Raw genomic sequence first — 27,000 nt, 5'->3', positions numbered from 1 at the left:
CGCCGATGCGTTCACAGCACCGCGCCCGGGTTGAGAATGCCGTGCGGGTCGAGCGCGTCCTTGATGCGGCGGGTCAGCTCCATCACCTCCGGGCCGACCTGATCGGGCAACCAGGCCTTCTTCAGCCGCCCGACGCCGTGTTCGCCGGTGATCGTGCCGCCCAGTGCGATTGCCAGGTCCATGATCTCGCCGAAGGCCTGATGCGCCCGCGCGGTCTCGTCCGGATCGGCGGGGTCGTGCACGATCAGCGGGTGGGTGTTGCCGTCGCCCGCGTGGGCGATCACCGAGATCAGCACCCGGCGCCGCTCGGCGATCTCGGCGATCCCGGTGACCAGATCGCCGAGCCGGGGCAGCGGCACGCCGACGTCCTCGAGCAGCAGCGGGCCCTTGCGCTCCACCGCCGGAATCGCGAATCGGCGTGCGGCGCAGAACGCTTCGCCCTCCTCGGGATCCTCGGTGCGGAATACCTCGGTGGCGCCGGCGCCCGCACACGCCTCGGCGATGAGTTCGGCTTCCCGGCTGCGGAATTCGCCGGGGGCGTCGGAGCGGGCCACCAGCATGGCGGCGGCCGCGCGATCCAGGCCCATCCGCATCTCGTCCTCGACGGCGTTGATCGCTACCGCGTCCATGAACTCCAGCATCGACGGGCGCAGGGACGCCGTGATGGTCTCGATCGCCGCGGTGGCGGCGGTGAGCGTGGAAAACGTTGCGACAACGGTGCTCTGCTGGGGCTGGGCGGGCAGCAGTCGCAGCGTGAGTTCGGTGATGATGCCGAGGGTGCCCTCGCTGCCGACGAACAGTTTGGTCAGCGACAGACCGGCGGAATCCTTCAGCCGCGGCCCGCCGAGACGCACGACAGACCCGTCCGCGAGGACCACTTCCATTCCGAGGATGTAGTCGGTGGTGACCCCGTACTTCACACAGCACAGTCCGCCGGCGTTGGTGGCCGCGTTGCCGCCGATCGAACAGATCTCGAACGATGACGGATCCGGCGGGTACCAGAGCCCGTGTTCGGCGGCGGCCCGCTTCACCTCGGCGTTCAGTAGGCCCGGTTGGGTGATGGCGGTGCGGGTCACGGGATCGACGGTGATCTCGCGCATCCGCTCGGTGCCGAGCAGTAGTGCGCCGTCCTGGGCCGTCGCCCCGCCGGACAGACCGGTTCCGGCGCCGCGCGGAACGAGCGGGACGCGATGCTCGTGCGCCCAGCCGACCACGGTGGCCACCTGGGCGGTGGTCAGCGGCCGGACCAGAGCGGCCGGGATGCCGGCCTGTGGATCCAGTGCGCGGTCGTGGCGGTACCCGGCGAGGATGTCGGGATCGGTGACGACCATGCCCTCGGGCAGCTGGGCGGCGAGCGTTGCGATATCCACAGTCCGAACCTACGTGCCCGAGCCCGGCCCGGCAGCCGATACCGCTGCCGGGCGCGGGTTCCGTCCGCAGTACACTGCCGCGGTGTCCGATGCCCAGCTCGAGATCCAGATGCTCCACGACCGGATCATGGTTCGCGTGTCCGCCGAAGAAGGCGAACGGCGCAGCAGCGGCGGCATTCTCATACCCGCCACCGCGCAGGTCGCCAAGCGGTTGAGCTGGGGTGAGGTCAGCGGTGTGGGATCGCATGTGCGCAGCGTGACCGTCGGTGACCGGGTCCTGTTCAGCGCCGAGGACCAGTTCGAGGTCGAGGTACAGGGGCAGGCGTACCTGGTGTTGCGTGAGCGCGATCTGCACGCGGTGGCCAACGAACGACCCGAACACGGCACCGGCCTCTATCTCTGACCGTCATCGGTCCTGCCGGGGCAGTGCCAGCGCGGCGCCCAGCACCACGGCCAGCACGACCAATCCGGCGATACCGGCCATCTCCATCGCGGTGACATAGTCACCGGTGCTGTGCGCCGAACCCAGCGCCGAGAAGAAGATCACGCCGAGAACCGTTGCGCCGATGGCATTTCCGAACTGCTGCGCGGTGGTCAGCACACCCGCGGCCATCCCGGCCCGGGGTGCGGGGATGCCCGACGACAGCACCGCCGAGATCACCGACGGGATGGTCAGGCCGTTGCCGGTGCCGACGACCATCATGCCCGGGATGAGCGCCCATGGCGGCACCTGCGAACCGAACCCGTAGAGCACCGCGAGGGTGATCGTCAGGCCGGCCAGGCCGGTGCAGGTCCCGGCGACCATGACACGATTGCCGAGGCGGTTCGCGACCCGCGGCGCCAGGAACAGCGAGCTGCTCGCGAAGCAGAGGCCCAGCGGTGCGAACGTGATTCCGGCCGCCAGCGGTGACAATCCGAGCCCGTCCTGCAGCATCAGCGTCAGGCACAGCATGAATCCGGCGAAGAAGGTCAGGTAGCCGCCGGCGATGACCAGGCCCAGGCGGAACCCGCGGGCGCGCACCATCGCGATGTCGACGACCGGTTCGCCGCCGCGCCGGACGAGCCGATTCTCGTAACCCACCGTCAGCGCCAGCACCGGAATCGCGGCGGCCATCGAGAGCCAGGTCCACAGCGGCCAGCCCGCCGGCCGGCCCAGTGTCAGCGGCACCAGGAACAAGGCGAGCGCGGCCGAGATACCCAGGGCGCCAACGGGGTCCAGACGTGGCCGCCGGCTGTCGGGTTCGTGGTGCGGCAACCAGCGGGCCGCCAGGAATGCCGCGGCCAGCCCGATCGGGACATTGATGTAGAAGATCGTGCGCCAGCCCCAGCCGAAGAGGTCGACATCGAGCAGGATGCCGCCGAGGACCTGTCCGGCGACCGCGCCCAGCCCGATGGTCGCCCCGAATCCGGCCATTGCCCGGGGCCGTTCGGCGAGCGGGAACATGGTGTTGATCAAGGCCAGGAGCTGCGGGACCATCAGCGCCGCGGTCGCGCCCTGCAGAATGCGGAAGGCGACCAGCGACCAGGCGTTCGGCGCGAGTCCGCACAGCAGCGAAGCGCCCGCGAAGGCGAGCATGCCGAGGACGAACAGGCGTCGATGGCCGTGGATGTCGCCGAGACGGCCGCCGGTGATCAGCGCCGAGGCGAAGGCGAATCCGTAGCCCCCGACGATCAGTTCCAGCGCCGATTCCCCGGCGTGCAGATCGGTGTGCAGCGACGACGCGGCGACATTGACCACGAACCAGTCGAACATCGCCATGAACATCGCACTCAATACCACCGGTAGCACGCGCCAGCGTGCCGGATAGGGCGTGTGCTCGAGGGGGGTCGCGGTGAGAGTTGTCGGTGCGGTGCGGGTTTCGAGAGTTGACACGTGTGTCTCCCGGAAACTGGTAGGAGTCGGGAGCGGCGCGCCGCTGCGCCGCCGGAGCGGATCGCGATCCGCGGGATGTGTAACTAACCGGTTGGTTAGAACTATTCCAGCGACCGCGGCGCCGTGTCAACCGGATAGTTGGTTAGCATCGATGCCATGCCCCCACGTGATCCCGAGGCCACCAAGGCCCGCATCTTCGAGGCGGCGACCGAGGAATTCGCGGCCTACGGGATCGCCGGCGCCCGCGTCGACCGGATCGCCCGCAACGCCAAGGCCAACAAACAGCTGATCTACGCCTACTTCGGCGATAAGCGGCAGCTGTTCGAGCAGGTGCTCGAGCAGGCGATGCTGGATGTGGCCGCGGCGGTGTCGACCGATATCGACGATATCGATGCGTGGGTGGACGCCCATATCGCCTATCACCGCGAGCATCCGGAATTCCTGCGATTGCAGATGTGGGAGGCGCTCGAGATCGCGCCCGAGCAGGTCACCGCCGGTGCGGCGCGCGCCCGGCGCTACCGGGACAAGATCGAGAAGGTCGATGCCGCCCAGGAGCGGGGTGTGCTGCGCCGCGATATGCCGGCCGGATATCTGCTGACGATGCTGACCGGGTTGATCAACTATCAGCAGGCGCTGCCGCAGTCGCGCCGGTTCGTCGTGGGCGCACCGGACGATCCCGAAGAACTGCGGCGCTGGCTGCGCGATGCCGCGCGGCGCATCGTCGCCCCCGCGCCGGGCGACGATCGCTGATCCGCATTACCCGCGCGCGGCGATCTCCGCGGCGAGCGTGTCGATATCGGTGGTGAGTGATCCGCCGGAGAAAGCCATTGCGGCATAGGATCTTTCGGCCGCCTCCGGATGTCCGGCCCCGCAGGCGTCGGTGACCGTGATCGGCAGGTATCCGAGGTCGATGGCGTGTCGTACCGTCGGCTCGATGCCGACCTCGAGGGCGATACCCGCGATCAGCACGGAATCGATACCCAGATCGCGCAGAGCGATATCCAGTGGAGTCGCCGCGAACGCCGACATCGTGATCTTGTCGAAGACCACCTCGTCCGGTCCGGGCGTCAACTCCGGGACCAACTCGTATTGCGGTGATCCCTGCGGGAACGCCGAACGGACCGCCGCCGGGTCGTCGACGCGCTGCCAGGCCATCGCGGTCCGCAGCTGCGATACCCCCGACACGGCCGGTGGCAGCGACATGTGCCGGGTGTAGAACACGCGGAAACCGCCTGCCCGCGCGATATCCCGTAGCCGCACACAGGCGTCGACGACCCGCGGTCCGTCCGCCAGCTGGCCGACGATACCGGCCTGCATGTCGTAGATCAGGACCGCGGTGCGGGCCGGATCACAGGCATCGGCCACGGTCACCGGGATGTCGAGTCCGAATCCGTATCGCATCTGTCCTTCTCACCTGGTCCGGTCGTACGGTTCGGCGGTGTCGACCGAGGGGTCCATCAGTGCCTCGAGCGGAAGCGGGGCGGTCACGGGGAGGTAGGTCCATTCCAGAAAGCCCTTCTTGGACAACGGGAAATCCTCCACGTATTGCCGCGCCTCGGCGACGCTGCCGACCTCGAACACGATCACGACGCCCGACTCGTCGGCCCGGGCGTAGTTCTCCCGCACGATCCCGGCCTTCCACAGGCGCCAGACATTGGCGACCTCTTCGGGAAGATGCGGTGTGACGGTCTCGAGGGTGACCCCCGGTTTGAACCGATCGAATGCGATGACTTTCATGCTGCCAATGGAAGCCGGATGCTTACAGTGTCACAAGAACGCACTTTTCGGTAAGTAGGTGAGCGCGGTGTCGGACAGGCGGTACTTCTGCCCGGTGGAGGTCACCGTCGATCTGATCGGCGGGAAGTGGAAGCCGGTGATTCTGGCGCACCTGAAGGAAGGGGTGCGCCGGTACGGGCAACTGCGCCGGGCGATGCCCTCGACCAGTGAGAAGATGCTGATTCAGCAGCTGCGCGAACTGGAATCCGACGGTCTGATCCGGCGCACCGAATTCGATACCGTGCCGGCCCGGGTGGAATACGACCTGACGCCGGAGGGAATGAGTTTGACCCCGGTGCTCACCGCGCTGTACGAGTGGGGCGAGCAGCGGTGCGAGCGGATGGGGATCACCACGGGCTGAGTGGGCGCGGCGGCTTTCCTCATTTCGGGCGAATGGGATCTCGGTACTGTGACCCCATGTCGGACGTCAACGGTCCCAGCCGGGTGGGTCGCCCCCGCGATCGCGGGCTGGATGTGGCCCTGCTGTCCGCTGCCGCGGAACTGATCATCGACCGCGGATACGGCGCACTCACTCTGCAGGCGGTGGCCGATGCGGCCGCGACCAGTCGTCCGGCGCTGTATCGGCGCTTCGCCGATCGCGCCGAACTGGTGCTGGCCCTGCTGGTCGATCGCTTCGGGTTGCGGCCCGGCGCCGAGGATCTGGGCGGGATCGAGGCGGAGATGTTCGCCATTCAACGCCACCAGGTGGAGTTGTTCACCGATCCCGTCCTGCGCAACGCGTTGCCCGGGCTCCTGGAGGAACTGTCGGGCAGTCCGGATCTGGCGGCTCGATTTCACGCCCAGTTCCTCGAACCTCGGCGGGTCTCGACGGCGTCGATTCTCGACCGAGCGGTGGCTCGGGGGGAGATCGAGGCGGGTACCGATCCGGAGTGGATCTGCGATCTGATCACCGGACCGATGCTGATCCGGGCGGTCGTCCCGACCCTCGGGCCGATCGATGAACAGCTGGTGCGTTGGACGGTTCGTTCGGCACTCGACGCGGTCGGCTATCGCGGCGATCGACAAATGTGTGGTTGACGTCACATCGGTGTGGCCCGTACCTTCTATTGCGTTACACGACGTAATGAAAGTGGGGCGCGAGATGCGTACCGATGTCGAATTCACCAGTCGCGGAGCGACCTTGCGTGGCTGGCTCTACCGGCCCGAGGCCTCCGGTTCCGATACCGCCCTGGTGGTCATGACGCACGGCTTCGCGGGGGTCAAGGAATGGGTACACCCCTTCGCCGAGGTGTTCACCGCCGCCGGTCTGGCATGTCTGGTCTACGACCATCGCGGTTTCGGCACGTCCGACGGTGAACCGCGTTACGAGGTCGACGCGGGCGCGCAGATCGAAGGCTATCGCGATGCCGTCACCTTCGCCCAGGGCCTGGAAGGGATCGATCCGAACCGAATCGCGGTGTGGGGCACCAGCTATGCCGGCGCGCACGTCCTGGTCGTCGCCGCCACCGATCGCCGGGTCAAGGCCGTGGTGTCCCAGGTGCCGCTGACCCATGGCTGGGAAACCTTCAGCAGGCTGGTGCCTCCGACCATGATGCCCGCCGTGCAGGAAGCGATTGCCGCCGATCGGCGGGCGCGCGCCGCGGGCACACCGCACCAGACGATCAAGGCGGCCTCCGACGATCCGGCCGAACTCGTCGCCATGCCGGGTCTCGAGGTCTACGAGTGGCTGATGGCCAACGGCCCGCAGATTCCGAGCTGGCGTAACGAGGTCACGTTGTCGAGTGTGGACAACTTCCAGTCCTATGCGCCGGAGGCCTTCCTGCGCCGGGTGTCGCCGACGCCACTGCTGATGGTGGTCGCCGAACAGGACACGCTCACACCGACGGATCTGGCGTTGACCGGATACGAGCGGGCATTGGAGCCGAAGCGCCTCGAGCTGGTGCCCGGCGGGCACTTCGCGGTGTACGGCGATCAATTCTCCCGGGCCGCCGAAGCCGCCCGAGACTTCTTGACCGAACGCCTCGCGACCGGATGAATCGACCTACTTTCGTTGCGAGGCAGGAAATCTGTGTTTGGCGGCACGCCATCCGGGTGAACCTGTCCATCGGCCCCGAAGTCACCGACACTGTTTCGGTGACCCGGCCGGAGGTGACGGGTGAATCGGCGTGGACTGGCCGTGCGAGGGAGGTGATCTCATGACCGTGCTGGCGATGGCCATCGGGAACTCGACGTTCGCGGTCGCCCCGGTGACCGTCGACCTGGGTGCGGATCAGGTTCGGCGGCTACCGGTGCCGGTACTGACCGATTGGTACAGCTGCCGCGATCTGCTGCTCGACGTCGCCGGCGACGACGAGATCACCGCGATCGGGATCGCCTGCCCGGACACCGTCTACGGGACGATGACGGCGGCCACCATGCAGCGCTGGCGACGCGGATTCACCGTGGTGGCCGCGGTGCGCCGGCTGTTTCCGGTCGCCGTCGTGGAGATGGCGACCGACCGGCTCTGTGAGACGTTGGCGTACCGCACCTTCGGCGCCGGCGACCGGGTGGATCCGGCGCTGGCCGGTGCCGGCGTGCTCGCTCTGCTCGCGGAGGACCGGGCCGACGGGCGGACCGCGCCCGACGACGGCGCCGACGCCTCCGCGCGATTTCTCGGGTCCCGGGCCGGGCGGATCGTGTCCGATCGGAATTGGTGCCGACGCCGTCCGTCGCGATAGCTAATCCGATCGGCTCAGGACCCGAGTCCGCTCACCGTCGACGACAACGGCGTCGTCGTCGGTGAGTGCCCAATGCGCGATGCCGGTCGCCCGCAGCCGGGCCGCCAGTCGATTGCCGTGACCGTCCGGATCGGTACCCGGTGAATCGATGTGGGGGACGATCGCGCGATCGACCACGCCGAGACCGTCCCAACGGGCCGCGATACCGCACGCGGCCGGTACCTCGGCGGGGTCGTCGGCCTCCTCGAGGCCGTGCAGATCCGGGGTGAGTAGGCAGGCGCCGGCGCTGTAGCCGGCATAGGCCACCGCGTCGTCGGCCAGGATCGTGCGCAGCACCCCGTCCGCACCGCTGCGGGCGCATTGGGCACGCAGCACGAAGGTGTTACCGCCGCGCACCCACAGCGCGTCGAACGCGCGGATCGCGCGTTCGAGCTCGGCCGGGCGGCCGAGATAGTCGCGCAGATCGAGGACCTCGGGGCGAAATCCCGCGCGGCGCAACGGAGTCAGGTCGCTGGTCACGGCGCCGGACCAGGCGCGGGGCCAGGCATCGCAGGCATTCGGTACCACCGCGATGCGGCCGGGGCCGCCGACCAGCTCGGCGAACCGGTCGTAGTGGGCGCCGAATCGGTAGCTGGACAAGAACAGCCGCACGAGCAGATCAGATCGTGAAGGCGAGGTTGGCGGCGATACGCGTGCCCAGTTCGCGGTCGCCGTCGATCTCGATCTCGCCGGGATGGGCATCGGCCCGGGTGCGGCCGCCGCAGAGGCGGGCGAACAGGCTCGAGCTCGTCCGGATCACCACATCGGCCGGACGATCCAGGGCCGCAACGACTTCCGCGCGACCGTCCACACGGATGTGCAGGTTGCGCGCGACCGGCCCGGTCAGCTCGACCGTGATCCGGGCGCCGTCCGGCGCGCCGCCGCGCTTGACCACCACACGCCCGAGGAAAGGTTCGATCTCGTCCACCGCGAGCTCCGCGCGCCGCCCGCCCTCGTCGGTGCCCAGCGCCTTCGGATCGCCACCGAGCGCATCGGTGATGTCGAGTTGATGCATCCAGCAGTCGAACAGCCGCACCCGCATGAACCGGCCGTAGGGGACGCGGCCGATGGGGGACTGGATCTCGGTCGCCCAGGCGGCGTCGTCGGTCGCCGCCAAGGCCGCACGGCGGCGGTCGGTCACCTCGGTGAACCGTCGCAATAGTTCCTCGCCGCGCCACGGGCGCAGCGATTCCAGCCAGACCTCGTTCATGGCGCCGGTGTCGTTGCGGACGTGGTCGAAGGCGCGAACCTCGGCATCCACCTGCGGCAGGGGCTCACCGAGCAGCATCGATTCGGTGCCGATGACGTGGGCGAGCACATCGAAGATCGACCAGCCCGGCAGCGGCGAGGGCAGTCGCCAGCGATCCTCGTCCAGCCCGCGGGTCAGTTCCGCGAGCGCATCCCACTGGTCGGAGAGGGCACTGGTCAATTCGGGGCGGTCGAGTGACGCTGTGCTCATGAACGGGTCTCCCTGTCGGTCTGGTCGAGTCGATCCGGCGCCGCGCCGAGGCGGTCGAGTCCGATGCGGATCGCGGCCGCGGTGGCCACCGGTTCGTGCAGGCGCCGCACAACGAATCCGCGCGCGAAGGTGAACAGGTCGCCGCCCCGGCGCGGCACCACGTGCAGATGGACGTGGTGCACCGTCTGAAATGCCGCCTTACCGTCGTTGAGTACGAGATTCGCGCCGTCGGCGCCGAGATCGCTGCGCCGCAACGCCTTTGCGATGCGGTGGCCCACCCGGAACAGATCCGCGCCGAGATCGGCGTCCAGGTCGTCGAGGTGGGCGGCGTGGCTTTTCGGGATCACGAGGGTGTGGCCCCGCGTGATCGGCCGGATGTCGAGGAACGCGTACACCCGCTCGTCTTCGTAGACCCGCGTCGCAGGCGCGTCGCCCGCCACGATCCGGCAGAAGATACAGCCACTCACCAATCAGACATTACGGCGTACAAGGCATGCCGCATAGCCCTCGCCTCGGCCGTGGCGAGGGGCATTCGGGAGAAGAGCCGGTGGCGTGATGTGATGTTGATCTCAGCTAATCTCACCGACCTGCCGGGTACAGTTGCGAGAATTATTTCAGAACTTACTGGAGAGTAAGTTCCGCTCGGCTAGACCGATAACAGGCGGTCCACCTGGATGACAGGGGGCCAGCCTGCCGTCACAAGTAAGGAAGTTGACCAGTGGAGACAACGCAGAGCGCCGACGCGGACGCGCAGCGCGGGACGCGTGTCGGCGTGGTTCGCGAGAGCAACGCCGATGAGCGACGTGTCGCGTTGGTGCCGAAGATCATCCCTGCCCTGTTGAAGCAGGGCGTGCAGGTTGTCGTGGAGGCCGGTGCCGGGGCGGGGGCTTTGATTCCCGATGGCGCCTATGTGGAAGCCGGTGCGGTGATCGGTGATCCGTGGCAGGCCGAGGTGGTGGTGAAGGTGGCCCCGCCCGATGATGCCGAGATCGCGAAGTTGTCGCCCGGGCAGACGCTGATCGGTTTTCTGGCGCCGCGTAACGCCGACAACAAGATCGGTGCGCTCGAGCAGGCGGGGGTGCGGGCGTTCGCGGTAGAGGCGATTCCGCGTATTTCGCGGGCGCAGGTGATGGATGCGTTGTCCTCGCAGGCGAATGTGGCCGGTTACAAGGCGGTGTTGCTGGCGGCGTCGGAGTCGACGCGGTTCTTCCCGATGTTGACCACCGCGGCCGGGACGGTGAAGCCCGCGACCGTGCTGGTACTCGGTGTGGGTGTGGCCGGTTTGCAGGCGCTGGCGACGGCGAAGCGACTGGGTGGGCGCACGACCGGTTACGACGTGCGGCCGGAGGTTGCCGATCAGGTGCGGTCGGTGGGTGCGCAGTGGCTGGATCTGGGCATCGACGCCGCCGGTGAGGGCGGGTACGCCCGCGAGCTGACCGAGGATGAGAAGGTCCAGCAGCAGCAGGCTTTGGAGGATGCGATCAAGGGTTTCGATGTGGTGGTGACCACCGCGTTGGTGCCGGGTCGTCCCGCGCCGCGGTTGGTGACCGCCGCGGCGGTGGAGGGGATGAAGCCGGGCAGTGTGATCGTGGATCTGGCCGGTGAGACCGGCGGTAACTGCGAGCTGACCGAGCCGGGTAAGACCGTGGTGAAACATGACGTGACGATTTGTTCGCCGTTGAACCTGCCGGCGACGATGCCCGAGCACGCGTCGGAGCTGTATTCGAAGAATATCGCGGCGTTGCTGGAGTTGATGCTGGTCGACGGGAAGCTCGAGCCCGATTTCGGTGACCAGGTGCTGGCTGATTCTTGTGTGGCCGGTGCGCCGGCCCGGGCCGCCGACCCCGAGGGGGAGAGCTGATGTATACCGAACTGCTGGCGAATATCGCGATTCTGGTGCTGTCCGGTTTCGTGGGTTTCGCGGTGATTTCCAAGGTGCCCAACACGTTGCATACGCCGTTGATGTCGGGCACGAACGCCATTCACGGGATCGTGGTGCTGGGCGCGCTGGTGACGTTGGGCAAGATCGAGCACCCCTCGGTGGTCACACAGATCATCTTGTTCGTGGCGGTGGTGTTCGGAACGTTGAACGTGATCGGTGGTTTCGTGGTGACGGACCGGATGCTCGGCATGTTCAAGGGTAAGAAGCCCGCCGCCGGTGCGCCGTCGGGCGAGAAGGCGGGTAAGTAACCGATGGACTATCTGGTCAATATTCTCTATATCGTCGCGTTCTCGCTGTTCATCTACGGCCTGATGGGCTTGACCGGCCCGAAGACCGCGGTGCGGGGTAACTGGATCGCCGCGGTCGGTATGGGCATCGCGGTCATCGCGACGTTCATCTCGATCCGTGACACCACGAACTGGATCATCATCATCGCGGGTCTGGTTGTGGGTGTGGCCCTGGGTGTTCCACCGGCGAAGTTCACGAAGATGACCGCGATGCCGCAGTTGGTGGCCGCGTTCAACGGTGTCGGCGGTGGCACCGTCGCGTTGATCGCGTGGTCGGAATTCTTGAACAGTCATGGCTTTTCGCAGCTGCGCGAGCAGCCGAACGTGCATATCGTGATCGGCTCGCTGTTCGCGGCGATCATCGGTTCGATCTCGTTCTGGGGTTCGCTGATCGCGTTCGGCAAGCTGCAGGAGATCCTGCCCGGCCGCCCGATCGGCCTGGGCAAACTGCAGCAGCCGCTGAACCTGCTGCTGGTGCTGGGTGCGATCGCCTCGGCCGTGGTGATCGGCATCGGCGCCACTTCCGACGGCGCGCCGTGGTGGTGGATGATCCTGCTGCTGGTGCTGGCCGCGGTCCTCGGGCTGATGGTCGTGCTGCCGATCGGTGGCGCGGATATGCCGGTCGTGATCTCGCTGCTCAACGCACTGACCGGTCTGTCCGCGGCGGCGGCCGGTCTGGCGTTGAACAACACCGCGATGATCGTGGCGGGCATGATCGTCGGCGCGTCGGGCACCATCCTCACCAATCTGATGGCCAAGGCGATGAACCGGTCGATTCCGGCGATCGTGGCCGGTGGTTTCGGTGGTGGTGGCGGTGCCGCCGCGGCCGGTGGCGGTGAGCAGAAGCAGGCTAAGGCCACCTCGGCCGCGGATGCCGCCATTCAGATGGCGTACGCGAATCAGGTGATCGTGGTGCCCGGTTACGGTATGGCCGTGGCCCAGGCCCAGCATGCGGTGAAGGAGATGGCGTCGCTGCTCGAGGCCAAGGGCGTCGAGGTCAAGTACGCGATTCATCCGGTGGCCGGTCGTATGCCCGGGCATATGAACGTGCTCTTGGCCGAGGCCGAGGTGTCCTACGACGCGCTCAAGGAGATGGACGACATCAACGGCGAGTTCTCGCGCACCGATGTGGCGTTGGTGATCGGCGCCAACGATGTCACCAACCCCGCCGCCCGCGAGGACTCCTCCAGCCCGATCTACGGGATGCCGGTGCTCAATGTCGATCAGGCCCACAGCGTGATCGTGTTGAAGCGGTCGATGAATTCCGGTTTCGCCGGTATCGACAATCCGCTGTTCTACGCCGACCACACCTCCATGTTGTTCGGCGATGCGAAGAAATCCGTCGGTGCCGTCACCGAGGAACTCAAAGCGCTCTGAGCGATCGACAACGGCCCGCGGCATCACTCGCCGCGGGCCGTTGTCGTCGGCGGGAACCTCTCGCGAGGACAATCGGGTTACGCTGGCGACAACGCCGAGCGGTTCCGAGATCGACGGCAGTACGGGGAAGGGGCGCGATGACAATTCGTGAACAGTTCGATCTACCCGCGGTCGCCGGTGACGCGGCGGTCTACGGCACGCCGTATCAGACCTCCGACGGCGTCACGGTCATCCCGGTGACGCGTCCGGCCGGCCGATTCCGGCAGTCACGACCGCTCGGGGTGTTCGTGGTCGAAGGGGGTACCGCGAGCTGGCACGCTGTCACCGACGACACCGCCATCGCCCTGCTGGGCATCTTCGTCGGCCTGGTGGCGACGACGCTCTCGCTGATCGCGGTCATCCGTAACCCGCCGTGGCCGGAGGTCACCGTGCGGGTACATCGCCTGCGCCGCGACTGACCGGCGTTCAGCGCCGCTCGAACATGTCCCCGTGTTCGGCGCCGGCGAGGAAGTCGTCGACCATGCGGTGATTCAAGGCGGCGAGCCGGCTCAGATCCTCACTCGTCCAGTCCGCCAGCGCCTCTCGCATGTAGCGGCGGCTGACGGCCCGTATCGCGTCCACTGTCGCCCGGCCCTCGCCGGTGATGCGGACCCGCTGTGCGCGGCGATCGTCGGGATCGGCGATGCGGTCGACGTACCCTGCCCGTTCCAGTCGCTGAATCTGACGGGTGACGTGCGGCGCCTCCACATCGAGGCAGGCGGCCAGCTCACCCATGCGCATCGGCCCGTCGGCATCGGCGAGCATTCGCAACAGCGGCACATTCGCCCGGTCGAGATTGACACCCGCGGCGGCCACGGTGCGGTCGTGGCGTCTGACCCGGGTGAGCAGATGGGCGATCCGAGTCAGGGCACGCTCCAGTTCCACGATGTAATCGGCGTCGACCAGTGATTCGGGACTTCCTTCGGAACGCGGCACAGCGCTATTCTACTCCTCAACTTACTTAAGTTAGGTAAGTAGGATAGGGATAACAGATGACGTCGACCGTCACCGGCCGAGCTACCGCCACCGAATCCGGTGCACCCTCCCACCTGGGCCTGACCCTGCTCGCGCTGTGCGCGGCCGGGCTGGTGGTCTCACTGCAGCAGACCGTGGTGATTCCGTTGCTGCCCAGGCTGATCGGCCAGCTGCACACCGACGTCGCGGGCGTCACCTGGTTGTTCACCGCCGCATTGCTCACCGGAGCCGTCGCCACGCCACTGCTGTCGCGCTTCGGCGATATGTACGGCAAGAAGCGGATGGTGATGTTCTGCATGGGGCTGCTCGTCATCGGATCGGTGATCTGCGCGCTGGCCGGTTCGCTGGGCGTCTACATCCTCGGACGCGCGCTGCAGGGCACCTCGTCGGCGCTGATTCCGCTGGGCATCGGCATTATTCGCGACAGTTTCCCGCGGGAGCGGCTCACCACCGCCATCGGCGTCATCAGCGGGACCATGGGTGTCGGCGGCACCATCGGCATGCTGGTGACCGGTGTCATCGCCGACAAGACCACCGATCCGCATCCGGTGTTCTGGATGACCGCGGCGCTGGCCGTCGTCGCTACCGTGCTGGTCGGGGTGAGCGCCAAGGATATGGGGCAGCGCCACGGCGGGCAGCCGGACTATCTGGGCGCGGCGCTGCTGGCCGCGCTGCTTGTCTGTCTGCTGCTGGCGATCAGCGAGGGCCCGCGCTGGGGCTGGGGTGCGGGCAGTGTGATCGGACTGTTCGTCGCGGCCGCGGTGCTGTGCGTGAGCTGGATTCTGGTCGAGTCGACGGTGGCGCAGCCGCTGGTGCGGTTACCGCTGCTGGTCGGGCCGCGCTCGCTGTCGGCGAATCTGGCCTCGGCGCTGCTGGGCTTCGCGATGTTCGGATCCTTCACGCTCATTTCGAATTTCGTGCAGACTCCCGCCGACAAGGTGGGATACGGCCTGTCCGGTTCGGTGCTGGCGGTCGGCCTCTACGGCATCCCCAGTTCGGTGCTGATGACCTTCTTCTCGTTCCGTACCGGCCGGATCGTCGCCCGCATCGGGCCCGCCTACACCCTGGCCATCGGTGCGGCTTTCGCGGGTGCCGCCACCGGATGGCTGGCGCTGTCCAATGCGCACGGCTACGACATGGTCATCTCCAACACCTTGCAGGGTATCGGCTTCGGTATCGGCTATGCCGCGCTGGGAACCCTTGCCGTCCAGCATGTTCCGATGAGCGAGAGCGGGATCGCCAGCGGGATCAACTCGCTGGTGCGCACCGCCGGCGGCAGTATCGCCGGCGCGATCACCGCATCGATCCTGAGCGCCCTCACCATCGGTCACACCGGGGTCCCGTCGCTGCACGCCTATGTGATCAGCTTCGCGGTCCTCAGTGTCGGCGCGTGGCTGGCCGCGGCCGTCGCGTTCGGTAACGGCCTGCGGCACAAGCACGAGCGCTGAGGCTCACACGGTCTTCACGGTGCCGCCGTCGATGACATGGTCGGCGCCGACGATATTGGCGGCGCGCTCGGAGACGAGGAAGGTGACCAGGGCCGCCACCTCCTCGGGTTCCGAGATCCGCCCCGACGCGATGCCGAAGCTCTCGCTGATCCCGGCCAGCAGGTCGTCGTGGGAGATCCCCTGGGCGGCGGCGAGTCTTCCGCCGAAGCGGTTCGGATCGCGCCACAGCGGGGTACCGACCACGCCGGGGGAGACGGTGTTGACGCGCACGCCGCGCGGGGCCAGTTCCTCACTGAGGCGCTTGCTCAATGCGGTGAGTGCCGCCTTGGCTTCGCTGTAGCCGATCGGGCCGGCCGCGGGCAGCTGCGAGTTGATCGAGGAGATATTCACGATCGAGCCCCGGCGCTCCAGCAGGCTGGGCAGCGCCGCGCGGGTGGCCCAGATGGGGCTGAACAGGTTGAGGTCGAACAGGGTTCGCCACTGCGCGTCGGTGACATCGAGGAATCCGCCCAGGCCGAGGCGGTCCGCATCACCGCCGCCGACATTGTTGACCAGGATGTCGATGCCACCGAGTTCGCGCAGCGCCGCGTCGATCACGGTGGACACCCCCTCGGGTCGGCTGAGATCGGCCGAAATGGCGGCGACACTTGCTTTTTCGAGTTCCGGGGTGACGGTGCGGGCCGCCCCGACGACCGCGACGCCCTCGGCGGTCAGGGCTTCGGCGACGGCCAGTCCGATGCCGCGGCTCGCGCCGGTGACGACGGCGGTCTTGCCGGTGAGTCCGAGTTCCATGAGTGATGTCCCTTCTTGAACTGCAGGTCAAAAATTAGGGTGTGAAAAAGGACCGCGGGGCGGTCCGTCGGATTCAGAGGGTGGTGAGCGCGGTATCGATGATGCGGTGCAGGATCGCCACCTCGTTGGTCTTCGCCATGATCCGCAGGCCGGCGATGGTGTTCATCAGGAACTCCGCGGCGGCCTGCGGATCGGTCTCCGCCGCGACATCGCCGTCACGCCGGCCCTGATCGATCCGCGCGGCCAGGGCGGCCGTGGTGTGTCCCTGCATGATGCGTACGGCACGGGTGATCCCGGGGTCGGTCCCGGAGAATTCCGTAGCGGTGTTGACCGCCAGGCAGCCGCGCCGAATCGGTTGTGCGACATCGGAATCCACGAGAAACCGCATGAAGTCGCCGATGCGTTCGCGGGTCGTGCCGGGGCGCGACATGAAGTCGCCGGCGAGCTCCGCGCCCATTCGGTCGTATCGGTCCAGGGCTCGTTCGAACAGCTCCCGTTTGCTGCCGAACGTGTTGTACAGACTGCCCTTTCCGATTCCCGTGGCCTCGGCCAGCTGCGCCGGGGAGGTGTTGGCGTAGCCGTGGGACCAGAACGCGTCCATCGCCCGATCCACGACGGTGTCGGTGTCGAAGTTGCGCGGTCTGCCCATATGTCGAACTCTAGGAGTTTTTGTCTTGTAGGTCAAGAATCGGTTCTCCCGCGCCGACCGTGGGAGCGAACCAGGCGCACAGGAGTACCGCGAGGAAGGGGAAGGTGAAGGCGACAGTGAGCGAGGTGAGCTGGGCCAGCCAGCCGATGACCGAGGGGCCCGCGAGAAAGCCCAGGTAGCCGAGGCCGAAGACCTTGGACATATCGGTCGCGGCGGTGCTGGTGCCGAGATTGCCCGCGGCGGTGAAAATCTGGGGAACACCACCGGCCAGGCCGAGGCCGGCGAGAATCCAGCCGGCCAGGCTCAGGGGCAGCCATGGCGAGATCATGACGACGGCGAGGCCGGCGGCGCCGAGTACCGAACCCCACCGGACGAGGGCTACCCGTCCGAACCGTCCGCTGACCCGATCCGCGCCGAAGCGTCCGATGGTCATCGCGGTGGAGAACGCGCCGAACGACAGGGCGGCCGTCGCATCGGCGACCCCGAGATGCTCGTGAGTCTGCAACGCGCTCCAGTCGTTGGCCACGCCCTCCGCCATCAGCAGCGCGAAGGCGATCGCCGCCAGCGCCAGAACGTTGCGCGGCAACCACATCCGGATCCGGTGCGCTATCGGCGCCGCGGGCACGAGGGCCGCCGCCTGGTCGGCGGCGGCCGGATCCGGCGGTGCCTCGACGCGGGAGACCGCCGGAAGGCGCGGGAGCAGATTCGGCACACTCGCCGCCATCACCACCAGGCCCAGCAGTGCGGCGATCGCGAATCCGGCCCGGATATCCACGTTCGCGTGCATGGCCGCGGCGCCGGCGAGAGAACCGGCCAGACCGCCGCAGGAGAACAGGCCGTGGAACGCCGCCATGATCGGGCGGCCGTATACCTGCTCGACCTGCACGGCCTGGGCATTCATGGAGACATCCAACGCGCCGTTGGCGCAACCGAAGAGGGCCAGGGCGACGGCCAGTTGCACCGGGCCGGTGGCGAATGCGGGCCCCAGCACGGCCAGCGACAGCCAGGTGACGGCCGCTGCCACCAACATCCGGCTGCCGAACCGATCGGCGAGCGGACCCGCCGCCTGCATCCCGATGATGCCGCTACCGGCCATCACCAGGATCAGCAACCCGAGCGTGGCGTGTGAGACCCCGGTGCGATCGGTGACGGCCGGAATGTGCGCCACCCACATCGCGGCCAGGAACCCGTTCACCGCGAACACCGCGAAGACCGCCCCGCGCGCGCGACGGGCGACCTGCCCGCGGCACGTCACCTCCACCGCCGACTCCATCGGTTCGACGGTACCGGCGGCCACCGTTCGTGGTGCGCACCCCGCGCCCGGCGGCTCGGATACCGTTGGCGGCCAAACTCTCGCCGGTGCCCGTCCGGCCGGTTCGAATCCGGAGTGGAGAGGTCGTCGAAGCGTCGTCGGTCCGACGGTGCCGGCCCCGGCCGGCGGCTCCCCGTTGTCCCGAGCGGCCACGGCATCGTCGACGTGACCGCACGAGCCCCGGATTCAACCGGTTCGAATCCGAGTGTATGACCTTCCACCGACACGTTTCGGCGGCCTTCCGGGTTCACCGCTGTGCTCGATGGCCGGCCTCGTGGGTACCCGGGCTGCCGCCGCGCGCGGCCCGCCGCGGCCGCTAGTGTCGTGCCGGTGACCACACAGCAGGACTATCCGGTGCTCTGGCCGGTGCCGACCCGATGGGCCGACAACGACCACTACGGCCACGTCAACAACGTGACCTACTACTCGTACTTCGATACCGCGGTCAATGCCTGGTTGATGGCGGCCACCGGGACCGATATCCGGGAACTGCCGGCGATCGGCGTGGTGGCGCAGACGTCCTGTCGGTACCTGGGGTCGCTGAGCTTTCCGGATCAGCTGCGGGTGGGCCTGCGCGTCAGTCGCCTCGGTCGCTCCAGCATCACCTACGAGCTGGCCATCTTCCGGGTGCTCGACGAGGACGGTGAATCGCTCGAACTGGCCGCCACCGGATCCTTCGTGCACGTCTACGTCGACAACGAGACCCGCACATCCGTCGAGATCCCGGCGGTCATCCGGACCGCCGCCGCCGCGCTGGTGACCACCGCCGAATAACGCGGTCGCGTGGCGCCCGGATCAGACCCGGCCCAGCAGGGTCAGCGGATCCTCGAGCAGTGAGGCGACCGTCGACAGGAACCGGGCGCCCAGTTCGCCGTCGATCATGCGGTGATCGAAGCTCACACCCAGGGTGGTGATCCAGCGGATGGCCGGTTCGTCGCGATATACCCACGGGCGCTTACGGATCGAGCCCAGGCACAGAATCGCGCCCTCGCCCGGATTGACCAGCGGCACTCCGGTGTCGACACCGAATACGCCGACATTGCTGATGGTGAAGGTGCCGCCGCGCAGATCGGCCGGCGTCGCCGAACCGGCCCGGGCCACATCCGCCAGCCAGCCGATCTCCCGGCACAGATCGCGCAGGCTCAGCGACTGCGCCTCCTTGATGTTGGGCACCAGTAGCCCGCGTTCGGTCGCCACCGCGATCCCGAGATTGACGTAGTGCTTGGTGACGATCTGTTTGGCGTCCTCGTCCCAGTAGGAGTTGATTCCCGGGAACTCGGCGACGGCCGCCAGCATCGCCTTCGCGACCAGTGCCAGCGGGGTCAGCGACAGTCCGGAGAAGGAATCGGTGCTGCGCAGATGGTCGAGTAGTTCCATCGACGCGGTGAAATCCGTGGTGACGAATGCGCTGGCCTGCGGAATGGTGCGCGCACTGGCGGTCATGGCCGCGGCGATGCGCTTACGGACCCCGCTGACGGGAGTGCGTGTCTCCCGTTCGCTCGGTGTGGGCCGGATGATGCCGCCGTCGGGGCGCATGGTCGGCACCGGTGGGGCCGTGGGGCGCGGTATGTCGGCGGACTCCTCCTCGCCCTTCGCGCGCCGCGGCGGCTGGGAGACCGGCACGGCATGGCGCACATCCTCGACCGTGACCGCGCCGCCCGGACCGGAGCCGGCCACGAAGGCGATGTTGATGCCGAGTTCGCGGGCCAGCTGCCGGGCGGCCGGAGTGGCGGGCGGGCGGCCGGGAAATTCCGGTGGGATCGATTCGGTCGCCCCCTCGGAATATGGCGCGCTCGTACCGTTTTTCGACGCCGGACGACGCCGTCGAGTGGGCGCCTCACCCTCGGGGCCGTATCCGACCAGAACCGATTGCCGAGTCTGCGGGGCCGACGGGGCATCGTCGACCACCGCGTCGCTACGCACCCGGATCAGCGGCGCGCCGACCGCGACCGTATCGCCCGGTTGCGCCAGGAGTTCGGCGACCTGGCCGGAGAACGGACACGGCAGTTCCACCTGGGCCTTGGCGGTCTCCACCTCGGCGATGGTCTGGTTGAGTTCGACGGAATCGCCGACGGCCACCGACCACGAGATGAGTTCGGCCTCGGTCAAACCCTCCCCCAGATCGGGGAGGCGGAACTCGAGAATGTGGTTGTTGTCGTCCACTGCGGGGTCTTCCAACGGGCACCTCTGTCTGCAATGCGGTCAGGCCGTGTACCTTCGCCTCCGGGCCACGGCTCCGTCAGGCGGCGAGCGTTCGATCGACCGCGTCGAGAATGCGGTCGGGGTCGGGCATGTGGTGCCGTTCGAGCTTAGCCGGGGGATAGGGGATGTCGAAGCCACCGACGCGCAGGACCGGCGCCTCGAGATAGTAGAAACACCGTTCCGCGATGCGGGCCGCGATCTCGGCCCCGAGTCCGGCGAAGACCGGCGCCTCGTGGGTGACGATCAGCCGCCCGGTGCGGCGCACCGACTCCTCGATGGTGTCGAAATCGATCGGGGACAGGCTGCGCAGGTCGATGACCTCGAGCGAATGTCCTTCGTCGGCGGCGATTTCCGCCGCGGTCAGGGCGGTGGCGACCATACCGCCGTAGGCGACGATCGTCGCATCGCGGCCGGTACGGCGGATACGGGCCCGATCGAGTGGGAGCGGATCGGCGTCCACAGCGGCGAAATCGAGGTCGGCCTTGTCCCAGTAGCGCCGCTTGGGCTCGAAGAAGATCACCGGATCGTCGCACGAGATCGACTGGCGCAGCAGGTGATAGGCATCCGCGGGCGTGCTGGGGGAGACCACCCGCAACCCGGCGGTATGCGCGAAATACGCCTCCGGTGATTCCGAATGATGCTCGACCGAACCGATTCCGCCGCCGAACGGGATGCGAATCGTGATGGGGGCGCGCACCCTGCCCTGGGTGCGGTAGTGGATCTTGGCGACCTGGGAGACGATCTGGTCGAACGCCGGATAGACGAAGCCGTCGAACTGGATCTCACAGACCGGCCGGAACCCACGCAGGGCCATGCCGAAAGCCGTTCCGATGATGCCCGATTCGGCCAGCGGCGTATCGATGACCCGGTTGTTGCCGAAATCCTTCTGCAGCGTGTCGGTGACGCGGAACACGCCGCCGAGCCGGCCGATGTCCTCGCCCATCAGCACGACCTTGGGATCGTCCTCGAGCGCTCGGCGCATTCCGGTGTTCAGGGCAGCCGCGAACGTGGTGATCATGGCCGGACTCCTTCCTCGAAACCCGCCAGATATCCGGCGTATTCGTCGCGCTCGGTGGCGATCAGGGGATGATCGGTGGCGTAGACGTGGTCGAACAGCTGCATCGGATCGGGATCCGGCATATCGATGGTGGCGGTGCGGACGGTGGCGCCCACGGCATCGGCGCGCTCGGCGACCCGGCGCTCGAACTCGCCGTCCCACAGCTGTTCCCGCTCCAGCAGCCGGCGCATCCGGTCGATCGGATCGCGCCGCTTCCACAATTCGGTCTCCGCGGCCGAACGGTAGCGGGTGGGATCGTCGGCGGTGGTGTGCGGACCCATGCGGTAGGTGATGGCTTCGATGAACGACGGTCCGCCCCCGGCCCGCGCGCGGGCGATCGCCTGCCGGGTCACGGCCAGCACCGCCAGCACATCGTTGCCGTCCACCTGGACGCCGGGCATGCCGTAGCCGTAGGCGCGCCGCACGATCGGGGTCTGGCTCTGCAACTGGACCGGTTCGCTGATGGCCCACTGGTTGTTCTGGCAGAAGAACACCACCGGCGCGCTCCAGGACGCCGCGAAGCCGAGTGCCTCGGCGATATCGCCCTGACTGCTCGCGCCGTCGCCGAAGTAGGTGAGCACCGCGATCTCGGCGCCCTCGAGATGCGCGGCGTAGGCGTATCCGGTGGCGTGCAGCCCCTGGGCCCCGACCACGATGGCCGGATTGGTCATGTTGATCTCGTCGGGGTCCCAGCAGGAATGCGACACCCCGCGCCACAGACGGGTGATCAGGCCGGGATCCACACCGCGGCTGTAGGCGACGCCCGCCTCGCGGTAGCTGCAGAAGACGTAATCGTCGGAGTGCAGGGCGCGGGCCGAGCCGATCTGTGCGGCTTCCTGCCCGAGCAACGGCGCCCAGAGGCCGAGTTGGCCTTGCCGCTGCAGTGCCGTCGCCTCGACGTCGATCCGCCGGACGATCACCAGATCCTCGTACAGTTCGCGTAGTTCGGCCGGGCCGATATCGGCCACCAGTGCGGCGTGGTCGCGATCGAGAACCCGACGCCCGTCGGGCTGGACCAATTGCACGGGATAGGGGGTCTTCCCGGTGTCGTGCCTGGTTGTGGTGTCTTCCACAGCCATCACCTCCTCGGTCGTCGCGCAGGACGGGGTCTCCGTGCATCGCGATCCGGTGGACTGGTGTTGCGCCAGCAGTGTGCTGTATCACACAGCATCCACGATAGAGCGAATTGCGCAAGTAGGGACACCCCAACTGTGCAGAATGCTCGATCGGGTGGGGGTCCGGGCTGTCATACTGCGTTACATGTCCAGTGCCGAATCGCCCGCGGTGATCCTCGACGCCACCGATGCCCGGCTCCTGCTGGAACTGGTTGCCAACCCTCGGGCCACCGGCGTGGAACTGGCCACCCGGCTGGGATTATCGCGCAATACCGTGCAGGCCAGACTGGCGCGCTGGGAGGCGGGCGGGGTGTTGACGGGATTCGAGCGGCGGGTGGATCCGCGCGCGCTCGGCTATCGGCTCGCGGCCTTCGTCGCCGTGGTGGTCGATCAGCACCGGCTCGCCGACGTGGTGGCCGAACTCGCCGAAATACCCGAGGTCACCGAGGTGTGCGGCACGACCGGGCCGATCGATCTCACGGTGCGCGTGGTGGCCCGCGATGCCGACGATCTGTACCGGATCACCGGCGCGATCCTGAAGATCGCGGGGGTGGAGCGCACCAATATGGCCCTGGTGATGCAACAGCTGGTCGGCCCCCGCACCGCGCCGCTGCTGAATCGGCTGGCGGGTACGAACGGTGCCGCGCCGGAGGAGCCGGACATCGACGACTGATCCGGCGTGGCCGGCCCTCTCGCCAATTCGGTCCAGTTTCGAGCGATTGGCTGCTGACCGGAAGGCCGGTGTCTCGCCAAGATGACTCGGTGACTGCTACCGCCGGATCCCGATCCTCCACACCGCCCCCCGAGACGGCCGGCGACGAGCGGCTCGGGTCGTCCGGCAGTGGCCGGGGACAGGCGGTGGGGGCGGGGATCATCGCGGCGCTCGTCGGCTTCACCAGCTCGTTCGCGGTGGTGCTCGCCGGTCTGACCGCGGTCGGGGCCACCCCGGCCCAGGCGGCCTCGGGACTGCTGGCCGTCTGCGTCACCCAGGCGCTCGGGATGTGGGTGCTGAGCCTGCGGTATCGCCTGCCCATCACCTTGGCCTGGTCCACTCCCGGCGCGGCGCTGCTCGCCGGAACCGGCGCGGTCGCCGGTGGCTGGTCCGCCGCGGTCGGCGCCTTCGTCGCGACCGGGCTGCTGATCGTGCTGACCGGGTGCTGGACCCGGCTGGGGCGGTTGATCACCGCGATCCCGGTCGAGGTCGCGCAGGCGATGCTGGCGGGGGTGCTGCTGCCGCTGTGTCTGGCACCGCTGCGCGCCCTGACCACCCCGAGCGCGGCAGTGGTGGCGCCGGTACTGGTGGTGTGGTTGATTCTGCAGCGCTGTGCGAATCGCTGGGCCGTTCCGGGTGCCTTCGTCACCGCCGTGGTCGCGGCCGCGATCGCCATGGTCGCCGGACACCGCGGCGTGCGGGCGGCGGAGCTGGTGCCGAAACTCGAATGGACTGTGCCGCACTGGAGTTGGCAAGCGATCATCGGTATCGCGGTGCCGCTGTACGTGGTCACCATGGCCGCGCAGAATCTGCCGGGCGTCGCGGTGATGAAGTCGTTCGGATACCGGGTGCCGTGGCGGGCGTCGATGACGATCACCGGACTCGGCACCATCGCCGGTGCGCCGGCCGGTGGACATGCGATCAATCTGGCCGCGATCAGCGCGGCGCTGGCGGCCGCGCCGTCGGCTCATCCCGATCCGCGCCGGCGGTGGTGGTCGACGATGGCCGCGGGTGGTTGCTACCTGGTGCTGGCGCCGGTGTCGGCCGCGCTGGTCGCGATCACCGCGGTCGCACCCGCGGGCGTGTTGGAAACCGTTGCCGGACTTGCCCTGCTCGGCACCTTCGCGGCCGCGCTGTCGGCCGCGCTCGGAGCGGCGGAGCATCGCATCGCGGCCACCGTGACCTTTCTGGTGTCGGCCTCCGGCATCGCCGTTCTCGGCATCGGTGCCGCGTTCTGGGCGGTGATCGCCGGTCTGGTGGTGCGATGGGTACTCGCGCCGAGGCCCCCGGCGACGGCCGAAGCGGGTCCGGAGGTGGCGCGGGACCAGGTGCGGGAGAGCGCCCGGGAGAATTCGGACTGATGTCGCGATGATATTCCGGTCTCGCGGTGTCCCGGCCTCGACGCGGTGGTTGTCGTAGGCTGACATCGTTCGCGTCAGGATGGGTCTCTGGTAGAGGAGCCGGGATTGGCCGCCGTATTGATTTCGCCCGAAGAACTACGGAAGGCGCTGTCCGACAGCGACTCCCGGGTGCATCTGCTGGACGTGCGCTGGGCGCTGGGCGATCCCGACGGACCGCAACACTACCTGGAAGGGCATATCCCCGGCGCCGTCTTCGTCGATCTGGAAACCGAATTGGCCGCACCGCCCTCACCGGCGCACGGCCGGCACCCGCTGCCCTCGCCCGAACATCTGCAGCGCTGTGCTCGCAGCTGGGGTCTGCGCGCCGATGAGCCGACCGTGGTCTACGACGCGACCGGGGGCATGTCGGCCGCGCGCGCCTGGTGGCTGTTGCGCTGGGCCGGAATGCGCGATGTGCGGATCCTCGACGGCGGCCTGCCGGCCTGGCAACGCGTCGGCGGCGCGCTGGCCACCGGCAGCGAACCCGATCCGGTGCCCGGCGATGTGGTCGTCACACCCGGGAACATGCCGGTGGTCCAGGCCGACGAGGTCGCCGAGTGGTCCGGTGCGCTGCTGGACGCGCGGGCCGGCGAGCGGTATCGCGGACAGGTCGAGCCGATCGATCCGCGGGCCGGCCACATCCCCGGCGCGGTGAGCGTCCCGACATCGGAGAACCTCACCGCGGAGGGCATGTTCAAATCGGCGGAGCAGCTGCGCGAGCGCTTCTCCGGACTGAGTGCGCGCCCGGTCGCGGTGTACTGCGGTTCCGGTGTGACCGCTGCCCATCAGATCGCGGCCTTATCGGTGGCCGGTGTGCCGGCGGCGCTGTACCCGGGCTCGTGGTCGCAGTGGTCCAGCGACCCGGAGCGGCCGGTCGCGACCGCGCTGGACTGACGTCAACCCACCGCGCCGGCGGCCAACGCGGCTCGCCAGCCGCCGTATTCGCTGAGATCCTTACCCGCGGCCGCCGCTTCGCCGTCGCAGCCGAAAGCGGTACACAGGCTGCCGTCGGCGAGTTCGACCGAGCCGAGCTGCATGGGCGCGGGCAGCTCCGCGAGGAAACGGCCGAGTGCGGCGGGGGAGAGCAGCCATCGCTCGCCCTCGATCGGCACCCCGCCCGCGCAGCGGGTCACCGCGGGTTTCGGCGGTGTGGTGTCCAGTGCCGCCAGCCGATAGGCCGGCGCCGTGGTGACCGGTCCAGACCAGCGCGCACCGAGAGTGTGCAGCTGATGTTCCAGCGGCTGACCGCGCAGATGTGCTCCGAAGACCACGAGCTCGCACGACGGTGCGGCGGCCAGTGGCCACGGCCGGGCGATCTCCGCATCCGCGGTCAGCAGCGCGGCGATGTCGAGGGCCACGGCATCCTCGAAGGGACGAGCGAAAACCGTGACGCCGAAAAAGGATTCGCCCGCCGTTCCGGCCGGGACGGCCACCGCGCACAGATCGAACAGATTGCAGAAATTGGTGTAGGTGCCCATCCGTGAATTGACGCCGATCGGATCCGCCGCGACCTGGGCGATCGTCGGATGCGTCGGCGCGGTCGGGGCGAGCAGCACATCGGCGTCGCCCAGCGCGGCCATCGCGCGGGCGCGCAGCCGCTCGAGTTCGGCGCGATCGGTGACCAGCCGATGGGCCGGAATCGCCGCGGCCGCCCGGATGATTCCGGCCACCGTCGGATCGGCCGCATCCGGATGCGCGTCGATGAATTCGCCAACCGCCGCGTACCGTTCGGCGACCAGCGCACCGTCGTAGAGCAGGCGGGCCGCGGCCAGGAACGGCGCCGGGTCGATCTCCACGATGGTGGCGCCGCGGGCCCGCAGCGTATCCACGCTGCGGTCGAAGGCCTCTCGCCACACCGGATCCAGTTCTGGCAGATCGGTGAAGACCGCGACGGTGGGCCGCGGTGGGGCGGCGAGCCGGATATCACCGGGCCAGGGGCGATCCGGCGCTCCCGCGGCCATCACCGCCATGGCGCGATCGGCCAGTGCGAGGTCGGCGGCGAAGATGGTCACACAGTCGTAGGAACGGCACGCCGGGACGACGCCCTCGGTGGAGATCACGCCGACCGTCGGTTTGATACCCACGATGCCCTGGAGGGCCGCCGGAATCCGGCCGGAGCCGGCGGTATCGGTGCCGATGGCGATATCGGCCGCACCGGTGGCGACGGCGACCGCGGATCCGGAACTCGAACCGCCGGAGATGAATGCGGGACGCCGGGAATCGGGAACGGCCCCATAGGGGGAGCGGGTGCCCACCAGGCCCGTCGCGAACTGATCGAGATTGGTCTTGCCCACCACCACCGCACCCGCGGCGCGCAGCGCGGCGACGGCGGGCGCATCGTGGTCCGGTACATAGGCGTAGTCGGGGCAGCCCGCGGTCGTCGGGATCCCGGCGACATCGACATTGTCCTTGACGGCCAAGCGCAGTCCGGCGAGTGTTCCCGTGGTCGCGCCGGTGTCCTCGGCGCAGCGATGAATCCAGATGCTCAACTGTTGTCC

At 68.2% G+C, this 27,000-nt stretch carries 30 protein-coding genes; 15 read left to right on the top strand and 15 right to left on the bottom strand.

Features of this window, described 5'->3' with window-relative positions; genetic code table 11:
* Positions 1 to 11 precede the first annotated feature (11 nt).
* On the bottom strand, positions 12 to 1,331 hold the full coding sequence (locus LKD76_RS26375; RefSeq protein ID WP_227985408.1) for an FAD-binding oxidoreductase: 1,320 nt from the start codon (positions 1,329 to 1,331) through the stop codon (positions 12 to 14).
* A 121-nt stretch (positions 1,332 to 1,452) separates the two neighbouring features.
* Between LKD76_RS26375 and LKD76_RS26370 the strand changes: the two genes are divergently transcribed.
* The gene (locus LKD76_RS26370) at positions 1,453 to 1,773 is read left to right on the top strand and encodes a GroES family chaperonin (protein WP_227984110.1); all 321 of its coding nucleotides are present in this window, start codon (positions 1,453 to 1,455) and stop codon (positions 1,771 to 1,773) included.
* 3 nt (positions 1,774 to 1,776) lie between these two features.
* Here LKD76_RS26370 and LKD76_RS26365 read toward each other — a convergent pair whose 3' ends face one another.
* Entirely contained in the window at positions 1,777 to 3,243 is a 1,467-nt protein-coding gene (locus LKD76_RS26365) for an MFS transporter (RefSeq protein ID WP_227984109.1), read from the bottom strand.
* A 156-nt stretch (positions 3,244 to 3,399) separates the two neighbouring features.
* Here LKD76_RS26365 and LKD76_RS26360 point away from each other — a divergent pair, with 156 nt between their 5' ends.
* The gene (locus tag LKD76_RS26360; protein ID WP_227984108.1) at positions 3,400 to 3,993 is read left to right on the top strand and encodes a TetR/AcrR family transcriptional regulator; all 594 of its coding nucleotides are present in this window, start codon (positions 3,400 to 3,402) and stop codon (positions 3,991 to 3,993) included.
* Positions 3,994 to 3,999: 6 nt separating this feature from the next.
* Here the strand turns inward: LKD76_RS26360 and LKD76_RS26355 are convergent, their stop codons facing one another.
* Positions 4,000 to 4,644, bottom strand: coding sequence for a cysteine hydrolase family protein (locus LKD76_RS26355; RefSeq protein ID WP_227984107.1), 645 nt, complete (start codon positions 4,642 to 4,644; stop codon positions 4,000 to 4,002).
* Between the two features lie 9 nt (positions 4,645 to 4,653).
* Positions 4,654 to 4,980: a YciI family protein gene (locus LKD76_RS26350; RefSeq protein ID WP_227984106.1), complete on the bottom strand. Its 327-nt coding sequence runs from the start codon at positions 4,978 to 4,980 to the stop codon at positions 4,654 to 4,656.
* Between the two features lie 67 nt (positions 4,981 to 5,047).
* On the opposite strand from LKD76_RS26350, the gene LKD76_RS26345 reads away from it, so the two are divergent.
* The 4 genes from LKD76_RS26345 to LKD76_RS26330 all read left to right on the top strand — a co-directional run bounded on the left by LKD76_RS26345 (position 5,048) and on the right by LKD76_RS26330 (position 7,697).
* On the top strand, positions 5,048 to 5,380 hold the full coding sequence (locus LKD76_RS26345) for a winged helix-turn-helix transcriptional regulator (protein ID WP_227984105.1): 333 nt from the start codon (positions 5,048 to 5,050) through the stop codon (positions 5,378 to 5,380).
* Positions 5,381 to 5,436: 56 nt separating this feature from the next.
* Entirely contained in the window at positions 5,437 to 6,057 is a 621-nt protein-coding gene (locus LKD76_RS26340; RefSeq protein ID WP_227984104.1) for a TetR/AcrR family transcriptional regulator, read from the top strand.
* A 64-nt stretch (positions 6,058 to 6,121) separates the two neighbouring features.
* The gene (locus tag LKD76_RS26335) at positions 6,122 to 7,015 is read left to right on the top strand and encodes an alpha/beta hydrolase (RefSeq protein ID WP_227984103.1); all 894 of its coding nucleotides are present in this window, start codon (positions 6,122 to 6,124) and stop codon (positions 7,013 to 7,015) included.
* Positions 7,016 to 7,175: 160 nt separating this feature from the next.
* Positions 7,176 to 7,697: a hypothetical protein gene (locus tag LKD76_RS26330; protein WP_227984102.1), complete on the top strand. Its 522-nt coding sequence runs from the start codon at positions 7,176 to 7,178 to the stop codon at positions 7,695 to 7,697.
* Here LKD76_RS26330 and LKD76_RS26325 read toward each other — a convergent pair whose 3' ends face one another.
* Genes LKD76_RS26325 through LKD76_RS26315 form a run of 3 tightly spaced genes read right to left on the bottom strand, consistent with a single transcriptional unit; the run spans position 7,698 to position 9,662 of the window.
* Entirely contained in the window at positions 7,698 to 8,348 is a 651-nt protein-coding gene (locus tag LKD76_RS26325; RefSeq protein WP_227984101.1) for a Type 1 glutamine amidotransferase-like domain-containing protein, read from the bottom strand.
* 7 nt (positions 8,349 to 8,355) lie between these two features.
* Entirely contained in the window at positions 8,356 to 9,195 is an 840-nt protein-coding gene (locus LKD76_RS26320; protein ID WP_227984100.1) for a maleylpyruvate isomerase family mycothiol-dependent enzyme, read from the bottom strand.
* Positions 9,192 to 9,662, bottom strand: a complete 471-nt coding sequence (locus tag LKD76_RS26315; protein WP_227984099.1) for an HIT domain-containing protein — start codon at positions 9,660 to 9,662, stop codon at positions 9,192 to 9,194. Before LKD76_RS26315 ends, LKD76_RS26320 begins: the two co-directional genes overlap by 4 nt.
* A gap of 251 nt (positions 9,663 to 9,913) precedes the next feature.
* Between LKD76_RS26315 and LKD76_RS26310 the strand changes: the two genes are divergently transcribed.
* From LKD76_RS26310 to LKD76_RS26295, 4 genes are all read left to right on the top strand, one after another.
* The gene (locus LKD76_RS26310; protein ID WP_227984098.1) at positions 9,914 to 11,056 is read left to right on the top strand and encodes a Re/Si-specific NAD(P)(+) transhydrogenase subunit alpha; all 1,143 of its coding nucleotides are present in this window, start codon (positions 9,914 to 9,916) and stop codon (positions 11,054 to 11,056) included.
* Positions 11,056 to 11,385: an NAD(P) transhydrogenase subunit alpha part 2 gene (locus LKD76_RS26305; RefSeq protein ID WP_227984097.1), complete on the top strand. Its 330-nt coding sequence runs from the start codon at positions 11,056 to 11,058 to the stop codon at positions 11,383 to 11,385. The genes LKD76_RS26310 and LKD76_RS26305 overlap by 1 nt, the downstream gene beginning before the upstream one ends.
* 3 nt (positions 11,386 to 11,388) lie before the next feature.
* Positions 11,389 to 12,801: an NAD(P)(+) transhydrogenase (Re/Si-specific) subunit beta gene (locus LKD76_RS26300; RefSeq protein ID WP_227984096.1), complete on the top strand. Its 1,413-nt coding sequence runs from the start codon at positions 11,389 to 11,391 to the stop codon at positions 12,799 to 12,801.
* A gap of 137 nt (positions 12,802 to 12,938) precedes the next feature.
* Positions 12,939 to 13,259, top strand: coding sequence for a hypothetical protein (locus tag LKD76_RS26295; RefSeq protein WP_227984095.1), 321 nt, complete (start codon positions 12,939 to 12,941; stop codon positions 13,257 to 13,259).
* Positions 13,260 to 13,266: 7 nt separating this feature from the next.
* Here LKD76_RS26295 and LKD76_RS26290 read toward each other — a convergent pair whose 3' ends face one another.
* Positions 13,267 to 13,776: a MarR family winged helix-turn-helix transcriptional regulator gene (locus tag LKD76_RS26290; protein ID WP_227984094.1), complete on the bottom strand. Its 510-nt coding sequence runs from the start codon at positions 13,774 to 13,776 to the stop codon at positions 13,267 to 13,269.
* Between the two features lie 56 nt (positions 13,777 to 13,832).
* Here LKD76_RS26290 and LKD76_RS26285 point away from each other — a divergent pair, with 56 nt between their 5' ends.
* Positions 13,833 to 15,263 (top strand): MFS transporter, encoded by a 1,431-nt coding sequence (locus LKD76_RS26285; protein ID WP_227984093.1) that lies wholly within the window; start codon positions 13,833 to 13,835, stop codon positions 15,261 to 15,263.
* Between the two features lie 3 nt (positions 15,264 to 15,266).
* Here the strand turns inward: LKD76_RS26285 and LKD76_RS26280 are convergent, their stop codons facing one another.
* The 3 genes from LKD76_RS26280 to LKD76_RS26270 form a co-directional block, all read right to left on the bottom strand.
* Entirely contained in the window at positions 15,267 to 16,055 is a 789-nt protein-coding gene (locus LKD76_RS26280; RefSeq protein ID WP_227984092.1) for an oxidoreductase, read from the bottom strand.
* Positions 16,056 to 16,128: 73 nt separating this feature from the next.
* Entirely contained in the window at positions 16,129 to 16,704 is a 576-nt protein-coding gene (locus tag LKD76_RS26275) for a TetR/AcrR family transcriptional regulator (protein ID WP_227984091.1), read from the bottom strand.
* 10 nt (positions 16,705 to 16,714) lie between these two features.
* Entirely contained in the window at positions 16,715 to 17,977 is a 1,263-nt protein-coding gene (locus LKD76_RS26270) for an MFS transporter (protein WP_227984090.1), read from the bottom strand.
* Positions 17,978 to 18,346: 369 nt separating this feature from the next.
* On the opposite strand from LKD76_RS26270, the gene LKD76_RS26265 reads away from it, so the two are divergent.
* Positions 18,347 to 18,790 (top strand): acyl-CoA thioesterase, encoded by a 444-nt coding sequence (locus tag LKD76_RS26265; RefSeq protein ID WP_227984089.1) that lies wholly within the window; start codon positions 18,347 to 18,349, stop codon positions 18,788 to 18,790.
* Between the two features lie 21 nt (positions 18,791 to 18,811).
* Here the strand turns inward: LKD76_RS26265 and LKD76_RS26260 are convergent, their stop codons facing one another.
* From LKD76_RS26260 to pdhA, 3 genes are all read right to left on the bottom strand, one after another.
* Positions 18,812 to 20,194 (bottom strand): dihydrolipoamide acetyltransferase family protein, encoded by a 1,383-nt coding sequence (locus LKD76_RS26260; protein WP_227984088.1) that lies wholly within the window; start codon positions 20,192 to 20,194, stop codon positions 18,812 to 18,814.
* A 61-nt stretch (positions 20,195 to 20,255) separates the two neighbouring features.
* Complete coding sequence (locus LKD76_RS26255) at positions 20,256 to 21,236, bottom strand: alpha-ketoacid dehydrogenase subunit beta (protein WP_227984087.1); 981 nt, start codon at positions 21,234 to 21,236, stop codon at positions 20,256 to 20,258.
* Entirely contained in the window at positions 21,233 to 22,348 is a 1,116-nt protein-coding gene (gene pdhA, locus LKD76_RS26250; RefSeq protein ID WP_227984086.1) for a pyruvate dehydrogenase (acetyl-transferring) E1 component subunit alpha, read from the bottom strand. The genes LKD76_RS26255 and pdhA overlap by 4 nt, the downstream gene beginning before the upstream one ends.
* 187 nt (positions 22,349 to 22,535) lie before the next feature.
* Here pdhA and LKD76_RS26245 point away from each other — a divergent pair, with 187 nt between their 5' ends.
* The 3 genes from LKD76_RS26245 to LKD76_RS26235 all read left to right on the top strand — a co-directional run bounded on the left by LKD76_RS26245 (position 22,536) and on the right by LKD76_RS26235 (position 25,396).
* Positions 22,536 to 23,063 (top strand): Lrp/AsnC family transcriptional regulator, encoded by a 528-nt coding sequence (locus LKD76_RS26245; protein WP_227984085.1) that lies wholly within the window; start codon positions 22,536 to 22,538, stop codon positions 23,061 to 23,063.
* A 185-nt stretch (positions 23,064 to 23,248) separates the two neighbouring features.
* On the top strand, positions 23,249 to 24,463 hold the full coding sequence (locus LKD76_RS26240) for a benzoate/H(+) symporter BenE family transporter (protein ID WP_227985407.1): 1,215 nt from the start codon (positions 23,249 to 23,251) through the stop codon (positions 24,461 to 24,463).
* 117 nt (positions 24,464 to 24,580) lie between these two features.
* The gene (locus LKD76_RS26235; RefSeq protein ID WP_227985406.1) at positions 24,581 to 25,396 is read left to right on the top strand and encodes a sulfurtransferase; all 816 of its coding nucleotides are present in this window, start codon (positions 24,581 to 24,583) and stop codon (positions 25,394 to 25,396) included.
* Between the two features lie 2 nt (positions 25,397 to 25,398).
* Here the strand turns inward: LKD76_RS26235 and atzF are convergent, their stop codons facing one another.
* Positions 25,399 to 26,991 carry an allophanate hydrolase gene (gene atzF / locus LKD76_RS26230; RefSeq protein ID WP_227984084.1) on the bottom strand — a complete coding sequence of 531 codons (1,593 nt, stop codon included), beginning with the start codon at positions 26,989 to 26,991 and terminating at the stop codon, positions 25,399 to 25,401.
* Positions 26,992 to 27,000: the final 9 nt, after the last annotated feature.

The organism is Nocardia spumae, from assembly GCF_020733635.1.
Classification (GTDB): domain Bacteria; phylum Actinomycetota; class Actinomycetes; order Mycobacteriales; family Mycobacteriaceae; genus Nocardia; species Nocardia spumae.
This window is presented reverse-complemented; position numbering and strand designations above follow the sequence as displayed.